At 60.1% G+C, this 14,954-nt stretch carries 15 protein-coding genes; 1 reads left to right on the top strand and 14 read right to left on the bottom strand.

Annotated features, from left to right (window positions below):
• Positions 1 to 35: 35 nt before the first annotated feature.
• Positions 36 to 1,829, top strand: coding sequence for a bifunctional diguanylate cyclase/phosphodiesterase (locus tag B597_RS44110; RefSeq protein WP_003295736.1), 1,794 nt, complete (start codon positions 36 to 38; stop codon positions 1,827 to 1,829).
• On the opposite strand, the gene B597_RS44105 is transcribed toward B597_RS44110, so the two are convergent.
• The 14 genes from B597_RS44105 to flgD all read right to left on the bottom strand — a co-directional run bounded on the left by B597_RS44105 (position 1,796) and on the right by flgD (position 14,954).
• Positions 1,796 to 2,263 (bottom strand): SEL1-like repeat protein, encoded by a 468-nt coding sequence (locus B597_RS44105; RefSeq protein ID WP_003295737.1) that lies wholly within the window; start codon positions 2,261 to 2,263, stop codon positions 1,796 to 1,798. The genes B597_RS44110 and B597_RS44105 overlap by 34 nt on opposite strands.
• Entirely contained in the window at positions 2,263 to 2,643 is a 381-nt protein-coding gene (locus B597_RS44100) for a hypothetical protein (RefSeq protein ID WP_003295738.1), read from the bottom strand. The genes B597_RS44105 and B597_RS44100 overlap by 1 nt, the downstream gene beginning before the upstream one ends.
• A complete protein-coding gene (locus B597_RS44095; RefSeq protein WP_003295739.1) occupies positions 2,640 to 2,966 on the bottom strand; it encodes a helix-turn-helix domain-containing protein in 327 nt (108 codons plus the stop codon). Before B597_RS44095 ends, B597_RS44100 begins: the two co-directional genes overlap by 4 nt.
• A 156-nt stretch (positions 2,967 to 3,122) precedes the next feature.
• Entirely contained in the window at positions 3,123 to 3,572 is a 450-nt protein-coding gene (locus B597_RS44090; protein ID WP_003295740.1) for a YkvA family protein, read from the bottom strand.
• 398 nt (positions 3,573 to 3,970) lie between these two features.
• Entirely contained in the window at positions 3,971 to 4,282 is a 312-nt protein-coding gene (locus B597_RS44085) for a ComEA family DNA-binding protein (RefSeq protein WP_003295741.1), read from the bottom strand.
• 123 nt (positions 4,283 to 4,405) lie between these two features.
• Positions 4,406 to 5,680 carry a flagellar hook-associated protein FlgL gene (flgL, locus tag B597_RS44080; protein WP_003295742.1) on the bottom strand — a complete coding sequence of 425 codons (1,275 nt, stop codon included), beginning with the start codon at positions 5,678 to 5,680 and terminating at the stop codon, positions 4,406 to 4,408.
• 11 nt (positions 5,681 to 5,691) lie between these two features.
• Positions 5,692 to 7,728 carry a flagellar hook-associated protein FlgK gene (gene flgK / locus B597_RS44075; RefSeq protein WP_024162494.1) on the bottom strand — a complete coding sequence of 679 codons (2,037 nt, stop codon included), beginning with the start codon at positions 7,726 to 7,728 and terminating at the stop codon, positions 5,692 to 5,694.
• Positions 7,729 to 7,731: 3 nt separating this feature from the next.
• Positions 7,732 to 8,904, bottom strand: a complete 1,173-nt coding sequence (flgJ, locus tag B597_RS44070) for a flagellar assembly peptidoglycan hydrolase FlgJ (RefSeq protein WP_003295745.1) — start codon at positions 8,902 to 8,904, stop codon at positions 7,732 to 7,734.
• Positions 8,905 to 8,914: 10 nt separating this feature from the next.
• Positions 8,915 to 10,015: a flagellar basal body P-ring protein FlgI gene (locus B597_RS44065; protein ID WP_003295746.1), complete on the bottom strand. Its 1,101-nt coding sequence runs from the start codon at positions 10,013 to 10,015 to the stop codon at positions 8,915 to 8,917.
• Between the two features lie 14 nt (positions 10,016 to 10,029).
• Complete coding sequence (flgH, locus tag B597_RS44060; protein ID WP_003295748.1) at positions 10,030 to 10,725, bottom strand: flagellar basal body L-ring protein FlgH; 696 nt, start codon at positions 10,723 to 10,725, stop codon at positions 10,030 to 10,032.
• 84 nt (positions 10,726 to 10,809) lie between these two features.
• A complete protein-coding gene (flgG, locus tag B597_RS44055) occupies positions 10,810 to 11,595 on the bottom strand; it encodes a flagellar basal-body rod protein FlgG (protein ID WP_003295750.1) in 786 nt (261 codons plus the stop codon).
• 35 nt (positions 11,596 to 11,630) lie between these two features.
• Positions 11,631 to 12,371, bottom strand: coding sequence for a flagellar basal-body rod protein FlgF (gene flgF / locus B597_RS44050; RefSeq protein WP_003295751.1), 741 nt, complete (start codon positions 12,369 to 12,371; stop codon positions 11,631 to 11,633).
• A 198-nt stretch (positions 12,372 to 12,569) separates the two neighbouring features.
• Positions 12,570 to 14,240 carry a flagellar hook protein FlgE gene (locus B597_RS44045; protein ID WP_003295753.1) on the bottom strand — a complete coding sequence of 557 codons (1,671 nt, stop codon included), beginning with the start codon at positions 14,238 to 14,240 and terminating at the stop codon, positions 12,570 to 12,572.
• Positions 14,241 to 14,270: 30 nt separating this feature from the next.
• Positions 14,271 to 14,954 carry a flagellar hook assembly protein FlgD gene (gene flgD, locus B597_RS44040; RefSeq protein ID WP_003295754.1) on the bottom strand — a complete coding sequence of 228 codons (684 nt, stop codon included), beginning with the start codon at positions 14,952 to 14,954 and terminating at the stop codon, positions 14,271 to 14,273.

Here is a 14,954-nt window from a genome sequence, read left to right as displayed (position 1 = left end):
CTATCGTGGCCCTCATTTTTTACCCAGAGAACGCCATGACAGTCACCGAGCAGTTGAGCACACTGGGACATATCCTTGCTCACGGGGACATCACCACCCTCTTCCAGCCAATCGTTTCGCTCTCCGAGCGGCGCATTCTCGGCTACGAGGCGCTTAGCCGCGGCCCTTCCAATGGCCCGTTGCACTCTCCGATCAATCTGCTCGCCACCGCGCGCCATGCCGGGCGTCTCAACGAGCTGGAAATGACCTGTCGCGAGACGGCATGCCGACGGTACAGCCAGGGAGGACTGCAAGGAAAACTCTTTCTCAATGCGTCACCAGAAACCCTGCTCGAGGCGAGCCACAAGCCCGGCCGTACACTGGAGCTGCTGCATACCTACGGAATAGAAGCCGACAAGGTGGTCATCGAACTGACCGAGCAGGCACCGGCAGACGATCTCGAATTGCTGGACAAGGCGCTCCATCACTATCGTTCGATGGGTTTCAGCATCGCCCTGGACGATCTCGGTGCCGGGTATTCGAGCCTGCGCCTGTGGTCGCAGCTGCGACCGGACTACGTGAAGATCGACCGTTATTTCATCGATGGCATCCATCTCGATCCGGTGAAACGCGAATTCGTCGAATCGATTCTGAAGATCGCCCGTACTTCGCGCGCCCAGGTCATTGCCGAAGGTATCGAGCTTCGCGAGGAGTTGGCGGTGTTGGCAGGAATGGGCATCGATCTGGTTCAGGGGTACCTGCTCGGTCGCCCCCAGGAACTGCCGGTACAAGACATCGAAGAGGTCCTGCCGTCGGCAGAGACGCAGCACACCGGTTTCAGCGAAGACACCAGTGATCTTTCCGCCCTGCTCGTGCGCCAGCCCGCCATGCTGGCGGAACGGCCGGTCGCAGAGCTGCTCGAGGCCTTTCGACTGCAACCTAACCTGAACTCGATAGCGATTCTGGACGCCGACTCATGGCCGGTTGGCATCGTGCACCGCAACCTCATCTCGGACGCCTTGCTCAAGCCGTTCGCAACCGATCTGCTGGCACGCAAGCCAATCAGCCGGCTGATGAGCAGCGATTTCCTTGCGGTCGAACTCGGGCAGTCCCTGCAGCAGGTCAGCCGCCTGCTGACCAGCCGGGCTCGTCAGCGCATCGAGGAGGACTTCGTCATCACCCAGTCAGGCCGCTATCTCGGCCTGGGTCGAGTGATCGACGTACTGAGGCTGATAACCGAACTGAAGGTACAGCAGGCACGACACGCCAATCCGCTGACCCTGCTACCAGGCAACGTTCCCATACAGCAATGCCTGACCCGCCTGCTGCTGCAGCGCCGCCAGGCATTGGTCTGCTACGTGGATATCGATAACTTCAAGCCCTTCAATGACCATTATGGCTATGCGAAAGGCGACGAGGTACTGCTCTGCCTGGCTCAGTGCCTAAACGAGCGGATAGACCCCCGGCTGGATTTCGTCGGCCATATCGGCGGTGACGACTTCATGCTGGTGCTCACCAGCGACGACTGGGAACGCCGAATCGAGCAGTTACAACATGACTTCCAGTGCCGTAGCGCGGCGTTCTATCAGCGCGAACACATCGCGGCGGGCTACTTCGCCGCGGCAAATCGTGAGGGACAGGAGCAACGGTATGCGCTGCCCACGCTGTCGATCGGTATCGTCATGGTAAGGCCCGAACACACCGATCACCTGGATGCCGGCAGGCTCGCGGCGTTGGCCTCGGAAGCCAAGCGCTACGCAAAGAAGATCAGCGGGCCGAGCTTTCACCTCATCGATACGGCCATACAACTAGACGGTCACAACCCCAACTGCATCGCCTTGGCTCTGTAGCGGTCAGCCTCCTGCGGGTTGGCCACCAAGCCATGACCTCCGATACGGTAGAGCTGCTCGAGCCTTACGGCCGCCAGAGGATGCCCCGCCGCAGCTGCCTGCATCCACCAGCGCGCCGCCTCGTTGCCATCGGGTCCGTGAGTCGCATCTTCGCTCAGGCTGATCACACCCATCTGGTAGGCAGCCTTCAGGTCACCAGCCGTAGCGGCCAGGCGCAGCAGCCGAGCCCCTTCCTGCCTGGCCCCATATCCCTGCCCTCGAAAATAAAGGATATGACCATAAAAGCTTTGCGCGCCCACATCTCCCAGCGCCGCCATGCGCGCAAACTGTCCTTCCATCCAGCGCCAGAGTTTGGGTTGCTGAACCGCATGGCGCGACATCATCGCTTTGCGGGCAGCGAAATAACCAAGCTTGGCGCGCAACTTCCACAGCATCAGAGCACCTCCGGATAATCGAATTCGAATACCCGCGCCACCTCTCCGGCGTGCCAGGAGGCAGCAGCAGAGCCATCAGCAGGGCCGCTGAAACGCCCTAGACGCGCAGCACATTCGAAGAAACCGATTCGGGGAAGGCGGCTGGCGCCCTGGCTGATGACCAGCGCGCTGCGTAACGGACGTTCCGAACGGGCATCAAGCGCGGCCAGATGCTCCAGAGCAGCGGTAAGGGTCTGCATCGCTGGCGTAGGCAGCTGAAGTCGCTCGACCAATGCCCGATAGGTCACCAGATGACGTTGACGACGCGCATCACCCAGCTCGTCCAGCAGCGCCTGCCAGTGCTGCCGGCTGATGGACACGGTCGCAGCCTGCCGACTCAAGCGTCACCCTCCCAACCCGCAATCTCCAGCGATCTGGCCAGCGCTCGACGGATCGCGCCATCCGGCTCACGCTCTCCAGCCTCGATCAGCCCGAGATAGGCCGGACTGATCCCGACCGCCCGCGCGAGCTGCTCCAGGCTCATCCCTTTGGCCTCCCGCAGCGCGCCCAACTGGTCCAGCGAGGGCACCTGTTGACTACTCGGGGACTGATCGGTATCGGCTGGCGTTGGCGCACCGACCGCATTCAGAAGCGCCTGATACTCCTCCCACGGCAGTACGGCATATTCCGGTGAGCCGTCACGCATGATGACCTGCACATTCATCCGTTTTCCCTCAGGCTTGATCGATCAGAGGCGGAATCTTAACAGCCCGCACGGCTCGTTGATGCTATCAGGCAGTCGTATGCGAGGATGAATCGAGATGGGCGCCGCATTTGTCCGTCCGTCATCGACCAGCAAGCCGCCGCTCGTCGTGGCCATTCAGCGTGAGATGTCGTCGACCCTGAGTTCGGACAGATCCGGCAACCGCTGCAGGTCGGCCTGATGCTCGGGAGTCTGCGCCTGCTGCCAGGTCCTGAAGGCGTCCATCTCGCCCGACCACTTGCGCATCACCCAACCCAGTACCGCGAGATCATCGACGAAGCCAAGACCCGGTAACCAGTCGGGAATGGCATCGAGAGGTGAGAGGAAGTAAAGCAGGCCCGCGACCACCGCTACCAGGGCCTGGGGGCTTACCGCGCGATATTGACCGCGCCACCAGGCGACACAAAGCGCCTGAAACAGGCTCAGGTCTTCACGCAGACCTCTGACCAATCCTCGTTTCGAAGACGACTTTCGAGCCACGGCCAATAACAGCGCGGGAATCCTGCCGGCACGGATCAATCGCTGAGCGAATGGTAGATAACGCATGAAACTCCAGGGAGCTTTCATATGATTCCTCTCTAGCCTGCGCCATCCCTGACGTCGGGAGGGTTATCCACCGAAGCTATGGATAACCTTGTGAACAGTTTATGGATGGTTGCCGCAAATGCCCTAGCTACGGGGGCGTTCGACAAATCGGCGCTTTTTTACACAACCTTTCAAGTCATTGAAAATCAATGACTTAGCAAAGGCTAGAGTGATACCTGTATATGCGAACAAAGAGACTGCGACAGTCTATTCCGAATGTGCATAACCGGAGATTGTCAACGGCTTTACAAGCACTTCGACTGATGGTCGCACAAGGCGTTCGTAACGGACGATACCGGCTATCGCAGCCAAAGGCGGACGCTCACGAACAGCCAACGGTCGAGGGTCGACCCTTGCGGCCGAACCCTCGTATTGCCTCCTTACTGAAGGCTGAGTTGGCTGCGGATCTTTTCAAGGGTCGCGGAACCTATGCCGTTTACCTCGAGAAGCTCGTCAACCGAACTGAATGGGCCATGTTCGTCGCGGTACTCGACGATTGCCCTGGCCTTGGTGGCGCCAATCCCTTTCAGTTCCCGGGTCAGCGTCTCAGCGTCGGCGCTGTTCAGGTTGACGGTCGCCTGAGCCACCATCGCTGGCGCCTGGGCAGGATCGGATTGAGTAGCGGCGTAACCGCTGAACGAGACACTGGAAAGAACGGCGAAGGCCGCAGCAGCCAGAAAAGCTTTGCTCATATGCATATCCCTATGGACTCAGAAGTGACTATGGCGGGACTTCCTGCTCCGCACCGACCAATCTAGCCACCTGACGCGCGATGTCAAAACGAAGCCGCGTTTATGCGAACCTCGTCAACCTGTTCAACGCATCGCGTTGAACAGGTTCAGCCCGCTGATCTTGACATAACTTTGCTGCGCCGCCTCCAGAATCACCGTCTGGAAAGACAACCGGGACAGCGCCTCGGCATAGTCCAGCTCACGCAGTTCGGCCTGAACGGACTTGTTCACCAGGGCCACGTCTTCGTTATCCGTCTGGGTCGTTTCGATGACGTTCAGGCGCGCACCGATGTTTCCGCGCGCTGCATCGACACTGATCATGCCATACTCGAGGTTGGTCAGGCTCACGGCCACGGCATCGCGAATATCGGTGTTGCTGGAGGACGGGTCTTCCAGCGTCATGCGTAGATTGGCGATGGTGTCGAGGATTCCCTGCTTCTGGACCGTAGCGTCCAGCGTGATTTCTACCGACTCTCCCCCGGTTGGCACTCCGTCGAACTTGATCATCACGCCGCGAAACACGAGCTCATCGGCAGAATCCTCATCACTGTCAACCGCCCCCGAAGCGAGCACTTGCCCAGGCGTGGCATAAGGATCAGAGAGGTCCGCAGGCGGATCATTCAAATCATAAACGACATATTCAGTTGCAGAAGTGAAATGCACGCCAACCCCTGCTACCGGGAAGGAGGGGTTGCCGGCAATGGCCACCTCGTCCTGTACCAGGGGGGCAGAGATGCTCAGCGTCGAACCTGGCAAGGCCAACGAGCTGTCGATGTCGCTCTGGTACCGTCCCGCATTGATGACGTTTTCGAATACCGCCTTGCCGTTGTCGCTTATGGCTATGTTCAGCGAACTGGCGACCTGCACATTCCGCTGGCCCTCATCACCTTGGTAGGAATAGCTGCCGTTGCCATCGCGCACGAAGGGTTGCGTCTTGCCCTGAAAACCCGAAAACAGATATTCACCGCGAGCGTTTCGCGTGTTCAACAATGACAGCAGCTCGTCCTCGCGCTCGGTCAACTCGGCAGCTATGGACTTGCGGTCGTCCGCACTCAGGGCACCATTGCCCGCCTGCGTAGCCAGTTCGCGAACGCGTTGCAAAACGGTATTCACCGAATTGAGCGTGACCTCCTCCTGCGTGAGGCTGTTCTTCGCCGCCGTCAGGTTGGCGTTGTACTGGCTCAGCACATTCTGCTGTTGTTCCAACTGCAGCAACCGCACCGACGCAACCGGGTCGTCCGCTGGCGTGAGGATGCGGTTGCCGGTACTGATCTGCTCCTGGGTACGGGTCGCATTGGCGTAGTTGCGCTGCAATCCGGCGACGCCGTTATTGAACGCTTGCAGGGTGGAAATGCGCATATGGCGACCTATTACCTGAAGGAGCTGATCAATGTATCGAACAAGGAGCGGGCAACTTGAATGATCTGGGCCGAAGCGTTGTAGTACTGCTCGAACTTGATCAGGTTGGCCGCCTCTTCATCCAGATTGACGGCCGATAGCGAGTCGCGGTTGTCGGTGGCCTGCTTGAGAACCGCACCGGTTGCTTCACTGTCCATCCGCGCCTGCGCCGTCAGCGTTCCGACGCGCTCGACCAACTCGCCATAGCCATCGGTGAAGCTGAAACCCGAGCCGTTAACGGTACTGTCCACACCCACCGTCTGCTTCGTCTGCAAGTCCACCAGCTTCAGGGCGTTACGGTTGTCGGAGACACCGCTCTGATTGAACGCAATATCGAATTGGTCGTTGTTCTTGGGCGTACCGCTGAGAGAGAACTCGAACTGATAGTCGGCATCCCCGATGACCAGGGAATTACTCTGCCCAGGCGTGATGGTAACGCTCGAAACGAACGTCACGGTTGGCGGCGTCGTAGCGTTGTCCACTTGACGAAAACCGGCGGTACCGCCGCTGATCGAAAGGGTATCCGGCTCGGTGAAGGTCAGTGTCGCTCCGGTGCTGCCGAACATGTCCTGCAGCGCCGTGATGCTGATGGGTGAAGGCGCCGAAACCATGTCCGGCTGAGTCATTACACCGGTACCGGCGTTCTGCAACTCGCTTTCGGCACGTACCGGGGCGGCGAAGGCCAGTTGATCCGCCTGATCCAGCACTGCCGCGATATCGGTCGCACCACGCCGGGTCGGCTGCAGGCTGAACTTGTCGCCTGCGGCTGGTGCGGGGCTTCCGAGCACGACCTGAAACCCCTGACCGACGCCATTTCTGTCAGCAATCGATAGCGTACCGGCCGGGCTTTCCGTTACGGCCATCAACTGGTTGTCGCTCAAGCGGCGGACCTTGTAGCTGCTACCGTCGTATTCCATCAGGTAGTCGCTGGTCGTGAGCTGACCCGTATCGGTAACGTTCAGCATCGGCTGGGCGCTACTGTTACCCACGAACGCGTTGACGCGCAGCTTCGCCAGCGCTTCGGTGTTGTAGTCACCGAACAGTGCCGAACCAACCTGCCCCTTGAGATCCAGTCCCTCACCGAGCTGCGTGTTGACCTGGTCGCTGACGGCCAGTGCCAGCCGGCCCAACGAATTCATGGTCGAATCCAGCACTTCCTCGCGATAGCGGATCAGACCGCCCAGTTCGCCGCCGGTGATCTGCGAGGTGATGCCCTGCCGCGAGCCGCCACTGACGAACTGTACTTCGTGCCGATTGGGATCGCCCTGCCCCGGCACCACCTCAAGGCGCGACACGCTGCTGCCAACCACCAGTGGCTGGCCGCTACCGATGAAGATATTGAAACTGCTGTCGTCCTGCGGAACCACGGTCACGCCAATGTAAGTGGAAAGCTGACGCACAGCCTCGTCGCGGGCATCGAGCAAATCGTTCGGCTGCTTGCCATTGGCGGAAGCGACGGCGATTGCCTCGTTCAGGCTACCGATGCTGCCGGCCAGCCGGTTGACCTGATCGGTGACCGCAGACATCTGCTTGTTGGTGAAGTCGTTCTGCTCGGACAAGCGGTCATAGACGGTATTGAAACGCCTCGCCAGGCCTTCTGCCTCGGCCAATACCAACTGACGGGCGGGGATGTTCGCCGGATCCTCCGCCGCCGTCTGCAATGCCGAGAAGAAGCTCTGCAGCGAGGGGGTAATGCCGGTGGTGCTCCCGGCCAGCAGTGAATCGAGCTGATCGATCTGGCTCTTGTAGGCCGCTACATCGCTGTTCAACGAGGTGCTGCTGCGCAGCTGGCTGGTGAGAAAGTCGCTGTAGGAGCGACGCACATCGACCAGCGTGGTCCCCGAGCCGATGTAGCCGGCGCCGCTGAATTGCGGCGAGCGGGTCGCCTGGGAAGCATCCTGGCGACTGTAGCCAGGGGTGTTGACGTTGCTGATATTGTGGCCGGTGATAGACAGCTGGGTCTTGCTGGCGGCCAGGCCGGACAGGCCAATGCTCATTAGGTCAGCCATGATTTAGCCTCTGGTCCGCATGGCGGGCGCCGAATTCGCGTCGGCGACGGTCTGGTAGGTCTGCATCTTGCGGGCGATCTGCGTGATCTTGCGTGCGTACTGCGGGTCGGTGGCGTAGCCGGCTTTCTGCAATTCCTTGACGAATCGCTCCGAGTCGCCGGTGTTGCTCGCCACCTGAATGGCGGTTCGATAGCGGTCGTTGTTCTCCAGCAGGCTGACGAAATCGTCGAAGCTCTGCTCGAAGGAATCATAGGCACGAAAGCCCGCCTTCTCGCGGGTTGCCTTGCCGTTGACGTACTCGGTGGTCATTACGGTGGCAGACGCACCTTTCCAGCCGTTCGCCTTGATGCCGAACAGGTTGTGGCTGTTGCTGCCATCCTGCTGGCGGATCATCGATTTGCCCCAGCCGGTTTCCAGAGCAGCCTGCGCGACGAGGAAGCGTGGCTCGATTCCCAGGCGCTCCGCAGCTTTCTCGGCCATCGGCAGCATGGTGGCGATGAATTCTTCGGACGAATTGAAGCGGGTCTTGCTAGGCGCATTCGACGCGCTTTTCTCTACGCCGTTGACGATCAGAGGCGCCTCTGTCGGTGGCACGAACGCGGTCGCGGGTTTCCAGTCGAGATCGACCAGCGGCTGCCCCGCCTCGGCGGTCGTGGCCGGAGCGGTCGCCGAAACGTTTGCCAACTGACGCTCGAAGGCCCTTCCCGGCAGCGCCAGCCGGCGCTGATTGAGCAGCCGGGAATCATCACGTCCGGACTCGATGGCGGCAGCCGGCTTGCTCGGCCAGGCGGTTCCATCGGTCTGCACCACCTGGGCGAAAGGATTGTTGCGTGTAGCCGTCTCGGTCTGTTTGCTCAGCTGGCGCACCAGTACGTCGGCCAGCCCGATACCGCCGCCCTCTTTCGAGAGACTGACCGAGAGCTGCTGATCGTACATTTCCTGGTACTGCTTGCTCGCCTGGCTATGCAATGGGTTGTCCTTGGCCAGTACCTCTGTGGCAGCGCGCATCGACTTGAGCATCTCGTTGAGGAACAGCGACTCGAATTCCTGCGCGACCTTGCGCACGTTCTCCTCGCCATCCCGGTCCTTGCCGACCTTGAACTGGCTAAGGCGATTGAGGTCGGCGTAGCTGCCACTGTCGAGGCTGCGTCCGCCGCTGCCGAGTCGATTTTCCATAGCGCTACCCTTAGATCACGATGAGGTCGGCTTGCAAAGCACCGGCCTGCTTCAACGCTTCGAGAATGGCCATCAGGTCGCTGGGTGCAGCACCTACCTGATTCACCGCCCGAACGATTTCATCCAGCGTGGTGCCCGGACCGAACTTGAACATCGGCTTGGCCTCCTGCTCGGCGTTTACCCTCGAATTGGGCACGACCGCCGTCTGCCCGCCGGAAAATGCTTCCGGCTGGCTGACCTGAGGGTCCTCGCTGATGGTCACGGTCAGGCTGCCATGGGTAACCGCCGCGGGCTGAACTCGCACGTTCTGGCCGATCACGATGGTGCCGGTGCGCGAGTTGATGATGACTTTGGCGACGGCCTGGCCGACCTCCACCTCAAGGTTCTCGAGGATCGACAGGTAATCGACGCGCTGGCTCGGGTCCAGTGGCGCAGTCACGCTGATCGAGCCGCCGTCGAGTGCCTGGGCGACGCCTGGGCCGAGCAGATCGTTGATCTGGTCGACGATATTCTTCGCGGTGGTGAAGTCCGGGCGATTGAGGTTCAGGGTCAGGGTATTGCCCTGGTTGAATCCGCTTGGCACCGGACGCTCCACCGTCGCCCCACCGGGAATCCGACCCGCCGACGGCGAGTTGACGGTGATCCGCGAGCCATCGGCACCACCGGCATCGAAGCCGCCGACCACCAGGTTGCCCTGGGCGATGGCGTAGACGTTGCCGTCGATCCCCTTCAACGGCGCCATCAGCAGGCTGCCGCCACGCAGGCTCTTGGCGTTACCGATGGACGACACTGTGATGTCGATGGTCTGCCCCGGTTTGGCGAACGGCGGCAGCTCGGCATGGATCGAGACCGCGGCGACGTTCTTCAACTGGATATTGCCGCCAGACGGCACCTTTATGCCGAACTGAGCCAACATGTTGTTGAAGGTCTGCACGGTGAAAGGTGTCTGAGTGGTCTGATCACCACTGCCGTTCAGCCCGACGACCAGGCCATAGCCGATCAACTGGTTGCTTCGCACGCCATTGATCGTGGCGACGTCCTTCAGACGCTCGGCCTGCGCGCCAGCACAAAGCGTGAGCAGGCCCGCCAACAGCAGCAGCTTTTTCCACATGGCATCAGCTCCGGTCAGAAGGGCCACATCGGGCTCATGAAGAATCGGTCGAGCCAGCCAGGCTGGCTCGCATCGGCAAAGGCACCGGTACCCGAATAGGTGATGCGGGCATCGGCAATGCGGGTAGAAGGCACGGTGTTATCGGTCGCGATATCGTCCGCACGGACCAGCCCCGCGATGCGCACCAGTTCATCGCCGGTATTGAGCGTCATCCATTTCTCGCCGCGTACAGCCAGGATGCCGTTGGGCAGCACTTCGGAGACAGTCACCGTGATCGAGCCAGACAGGCTGTTGCTCTGCCCCGCCTGGCCGGAGCCGGAAGTATCTCGCGACGCCTCGTATTCGGCGCCCAGGCTCATCGAGTTGCCCGTCAGCGGATTGGCCATGGAAACACCCCCACCGAACAACGACCCAAGACCGATGTTAGCGCTGCTGTCCTTCGATAGCTGGGACGTCGCGTTCTTGCTGGCCTGGGTACGCTCGTTGAGGGTAATGGTGATGATATCGCCGACCCGGTAGGCCTTGCGATCACCATAGAGGAAGGTTTCGAAACCCGACTGGTAGATTGCACCGTTGTTCTGCGCCGCCGGTAGCGGCGTGCGCGGCAGCACCGGAGCGTAGTACGGATCGTCCGGTTTCGGCGCTGGGGCGACACAGCCAGCCAACGCCAGGGCGGACGACAGCGAAGCAGCAATCAGCAAACGGCTCATAAACACCTCAAGCCATGACAGGCCATCGAAACTACTGCGAGCAGCACGAGGCGTGCGTGCCCGTATACCACGGCGAACGCGCGATCAGAGTTGCTGCGTGACGAACGACAACATCTGGTCGGCAGTGGAAATAACCTTGGAGTTCATCTCGTAGGCGCGCTGGGTGGTGATCATGTTCACCAGTTCCTCGACGACGCTGACGTTGGAATTTTCCAGGGTGTTCTGCAGTACCGTACCCAGGCCATTCAGCCCCGGCGTGCTGACCTGCGGCGCACCACTGGCCGCGGTTTCCAGGAACAGGTTGCTGCCCATCGCCTGAAGGCCGGCCGGATTGATGAAATCCGCAGTCTGGATGTTGCCGATTATCTGCGGCTGGGCATTGCCGACAGTCGTCACCGACACGGTGCCATCCTCGCCTACGGTAAAGCTCTGTGTCTCCGGCGGCACCACGATGGCAGGCTCCAGGGCATAGCCACTGGCGGTTACCAGCTGGCCATCGGAGCTCAGGTGAAAACCACCGTCGCGAGTGTAGGAAACCGTTCCGTCGGGTAGCAGTACCTGGAAGAAGCCACGACCATTGATGGCCATGTCCAGCGGCTGTTCGGTCGTCTGCAGGCTGCCGGTGGTGAAGATCTTCTGCGTGCCGGTAACCCGCACACCGGTACCCAACTGCAGCCCGGAGGGCAGCTCACTGTCCTGGCTGGATTGCCCGCCCGGCTGCCGGCGAATCTGATAGAGCAGGTCCTGGAACTCGGCCCGATCCTTCTTGAAGCCAGTGGTGGACACGTTGGCCAGGTTGTTGGAAATGGTGGTCAGGTTCATGTCCTGGGCGGACAGACCGGTCTTGCTGACCCAAAGTGCTGGAAGCATGAGCTATCTCCTCGTGCGCCGCTGGCGCCACGCTATTAGCTGAGTTGCAGTACGCGCGCCATGGCAGCCGCATCGTCTTCGGCGGTGCGCATCATCTTTACGTGCAGTTCGAACTGGCGAGACAGCGCCAGAATGGAGGTCATCTCGGCCACCGCGTTGACATTGCTCGCCTCAAGGAATCCCGAAACCACTCGAACATTGGCATCCGCCTCGATGGGCTGGCCGTCCTTCAGTCGAATGAGGCCATCAGTGCCCTTCTCCAGCTGCTGAGGATCCGGGTTGACCAGCTTGATCCGGTCCACGGTGACCACGATGTTGGGGTCTTCGCCCAAGGCTCGGATGCTGATGGTGCCGTCCTGACCGATGTCCACCTTTTCCTCTGGCGGAATAGCAATCGGCCCGCCGTTGCCGAGGACTGGCATACCCTCAGCGGTACGCAGCATGCCCAGCACGTCAATATTCAGGCTACCGGTTCGCACATACGCCTCACTGCCGTCCGGCGCTTGCACTGCAATCCACCCCTCGCCCTCGACGGCAATGTCCAGATCTCGCCCGGTTTCCTGCAAGGTCCCTGGCGTGAAGTCCGTGCCTGGGCGCTCCGACATGGCATAGACGCGAGCCGGATGGCTGTCGCCGAAGACCTGCATCGAGCGCGCCTGCTCGAAATCCCGACGAAATCCGGTTGTTGAAATGTTCGCTAGGTTGTTGGCGTGAGCCTGCTGGGCCCGCGCGTTCTGGCTGGCACCCGTCATGGCCACGTAGAGCATCTTGTCCATCGACATCTCCGAGACGCGAGTTTGACACTTGCGATTCTGTTACGAAGGAAAAATGCAAGCTGCGTGCCACGGCACGGTGAAATACTCAAGCAACTGATTTATATAGAGATCACGAAAAAAAAGAAGGCCCTTTCGGGCCTTCCTCCATACCGGCGGCGGAATACTGCCGTCAGCGGCAATGCTCCATTGCCGCCACTGTTACCTCAGATTAATGATGGTCTGAGTAACTGCGCTTTCGGTTTCGATGGTCTTGGCATTGGCCTGATAGTTGCGCTGGGCGACGATCAGGTTGACCAATTGGTCTGACAGCTCGACGTTCGAATCTTCAAGCGCCCCAGCTACCAGAGCCCCGAGCGCGCCCGCACCTGGCGTACCAACCACCGGCTCGCCGGACTCCACCGATTGCACCCATTGCGACTTGCCCACCGGAGTCAGGCCCTGGACGCTGGCGAAGTTGGCGAGAACGATCTGTCCCTGCACCTTGGATTGTCCGTTGGTGTAGCGAGCGAAGATCACGCCTGTTTCATCGATTTCCAGACCTGCCAGCTCGCCAGTCGTGTAGCCATCCTGGGCAACGCTGTTGACGGCGAAGGCGCTGGCGTACTGCGAAGACTTGGAGAAGTCGAGGACGATTCCGTCAGGATTGGCCAGGGCGCCGTTGGCCGACCAGGTCGCGGGGGTACCGCCGTCGGAGATAGCCGGAATCCAGCCATCGCTTGGCTGCGCCCCAGTAGCCGAGTTCAGCGTCACCCGAAGATCCGACGAGACACTGAAAAGCGCAGAGTCCCCGTTATCGATATCGGTCAGTGCACCGGAAGAATCAAACGTCAGCCCCATTACATAAGGCTCAGCCGGCTCCTGAGCAGGGTCTGCCGGATTGCGACCATCGATCAACACCTTCATATCCCAAGTATTGGCGCCAGTCTTGACGAAATACTGCGTCATGACGTGCGCGTTACCCTGGGAGTCGTAGATATTCAGCGAGGTCGAACTGTTATAGGTCGTCGGATCAGCCGGATTGAATGTCGCGTTTGCTGTGCTGAGCGCTAGAAGTTTTACAGTCTCAGTCTCCGAAGCAGCCTTGGCAACTTCAACAGCCGCAAATTCCGCAGCTGCTATAGCACCGGCGAGCTTTTGCCCAACCTCCTCGACGGTAGATGAGGTGATATCTCCCATATGGTCAATGATGGCTTGGTCATACGGGGTTAATGAAGGGGAAGCGGCAAGAGCGTCTATATACGCTTGTCCTCGAGCTGCATCGGTAGCTCCCACTGGAAGCAGGGATACTAGCGCCGATTCGGTAGTGAAATTGTCGCGATATACCTTGTCGATCACACCATCATACGATGCCTGCCATGTCGCCGGCGATTTCTGCGTCGAGTTCAAGTTGAACGCCGTCGTTATCTCGCTGGTAGCCCTGGGCGCCTGCTTGGTCACCTCCACCCGCAGACCACCAACCATTCCGCTCTGCACGTTACCGTTGCCATCCACCGGAAAACCCTGCAGCTTGTAGCCGAAGTTATCGACCAGAAAGCCTTGGCTATCGGTGCCAAAATAGCCGGCACGGGTATAGCTGACCGCCCCGTTGTTGCTGACCTGGAAGAACCCGTTGCCGTTGATCGCCAGATCGAGCGCATTCTGGGTGTAGTTGATATTGCCCTGATTAAACTGCTGGGAGATATTCGACATCAGCACCCCGCCGCCCTGGGGATTCTTGCCGGTGCCAAGCACCGAAGCCGCGTAGAGATCGGAAAATTCCGCCCGTGACTGCTTGAAGCCCACGGTGCCAGCATTGGCGATATTGTTGCCGGTAACGTTGAGATCCTTGCTCGCGGCACGCAGGCCGCTAAGACCGATATTGAAGGACATGGAATTGCTCCTTTGCCGAGAGTGCGGCGGTTATTGTCCGATGACCTGGACCTGGGAAAGCCCGATGCTGCCGATGCCGGCGAGGTTGAGCATCAACTCCCCGCCATTCTGCCCAAGGGTGACGCTGTCGACATTGGCCGGCAGAAGGGTATACAGCCCCTTGGTTTCGCCCTCATAAGTGGCCTGAGCCTCGAAGCGATAGGTTCCAGGCGGCACGATATTGCCGCTGGCATCCTTGCCGTCCCACATGAAGGAGACGCTGCCGGCCTCCTGCTGCCCCATATTGATCCGGTTGACCACAGCCCCGGCATCGTCATAGACGTTGACGAAGACGTTGCTGCTGCTGACGGGCAGCACCAGGCTGGCCTTGAAGGTTTCACTGGTATCCACCACCGCCTTGTCCGTGGGCACTATCACCTTGCGCCCGACCAGCGACGATGCCTGCAGCGCCTGGGAAGACTGATAGCCCGAGAGGATGGTTTCCATGCTGGAATTGAGCTTCTCGACACCTTCGACCGTGCTGAATTGCGCTAGCTGGCCGATGAACTCGCCATTTTCCTGGGGCTCCAGCGGATTCTGGTTGTTCATCTGCGCAACCAGTAACTCGAGGAATTCGTTCTTGCCAAGGTCGTTACCCTTGACCTCGCGATCATCGCCGAACTGGTACTGCTCGAGTATCGAACTGGTGCCGCCGACGCCACTTGTAGTGCTCAT

Origin of the sequence: Stutzerimonas stutzeri KOS6, assembly GCF_000307775.2 — a bacterium.
Classification (GTDB): Bacteria; Pseudomonadota; Gammaproteobacteria; order Pseudomonadales; family Pseudomonadaceae; genus Stutzerimonas; species Stutzerimonas stutzeri_B.
Note: the sequence above shows the minus strand (reverse complement) of the source record. Positions and strands in the feature narration are given on the sequence as shown.

Coding starts and splice junctions, on each gene's coding strand:
- flgL (WP_003295742.1), bottom strand. CDS start 5,680: ATGCGCATTTCCACCCTGCAAGCGTTCAATAACGGCGTCGCCGGATTG.
- B597_RS44090 (WP_003295740.1), bottom strand. CDS start 3,572: ATGAAAGCTCCCTGGAGTTTCATGCGTTATCTACCATTCGCTCAGCGA.
- flgD (WP_003295754.1), bottom strand. CDS start 14,954: ATGAGCACTACAAGTGGCGTCGGCGGCACCAGTTCGATACTCGAGCAG.
- flgH (WP_003295748.1), bottom strand. CDS start 10,725: ATGAGCCGTTTGCTGATTGCTGCTTCGCTGTCGTCCGCCCTGGCGTTG.
- B597_RS44110 (WP_003295736.1), top strand. CDS start 36: ATGACAGTCACCGAGCAGTTGAGCACACTGGGACATATCCTTGCTCAC.
- flgK (WP_024162494.1), bottom strand. CDS start 7,728: ATGGCTGACCTAATGAGCATTGGCCTGTCCGGCCTGGCCGCCAGCAAG.
- B597_RS44085 (WP_003295741.1), bottom strand. CDS start 4,282: ATGAGCAAAGCTTTTCTGGCTGCTGCGGCCTTCGCCGTTCTTTCCAGT.
- flgF (WP_003295751.1), bottom strand. CDS start 12,371: ATGGACAAGATGCTCTACGTGGCCATGACGGGTGCCAGCCAGAACGCG.
- B597_RS44065 (WP_003295746.1), bottom strand. CDS start 10,015: ATGTGGAAAAAGCTGCTGCTGTTGGCGGGCCTGCTCACGCTTTGTGCT.
- B597_RS44045 (WP_003295753.1), bottom strand. CDS start 14,240: ATGTCCTTCAATATCGGTCTTAGCGGCCTGCGTGCCGCGAGCAAGGAT.
- flgG (WP_003295750.1), bottom strand. CDS start 11,595: ATGCTTCCAGCACTTTGGGTCAGCAAGACCGGTCTGTCCGCCCAGGAC.
- B597_RS44095 (WP_003295739.1), bottom strand. CDS start 2,966: ATGAATGTGCAGGTCATCATGCGTGACGGCTCACCGGAATATGCCGTA.
- B597_RS44105 (WP_003295737.1), bottom strand. CDS start 2,263: ATGCTGTGGAAGTTGCGCGCCAAGCTTGGTTATTTCGCTGCCCGCAAA.
- flgJ (WP_003295745.1), bottom strand. CDS start 8,904: ATGGAAAATCGACTCGGCAGCGGCGGACGCAGCCTCGACAGTGGCAGC.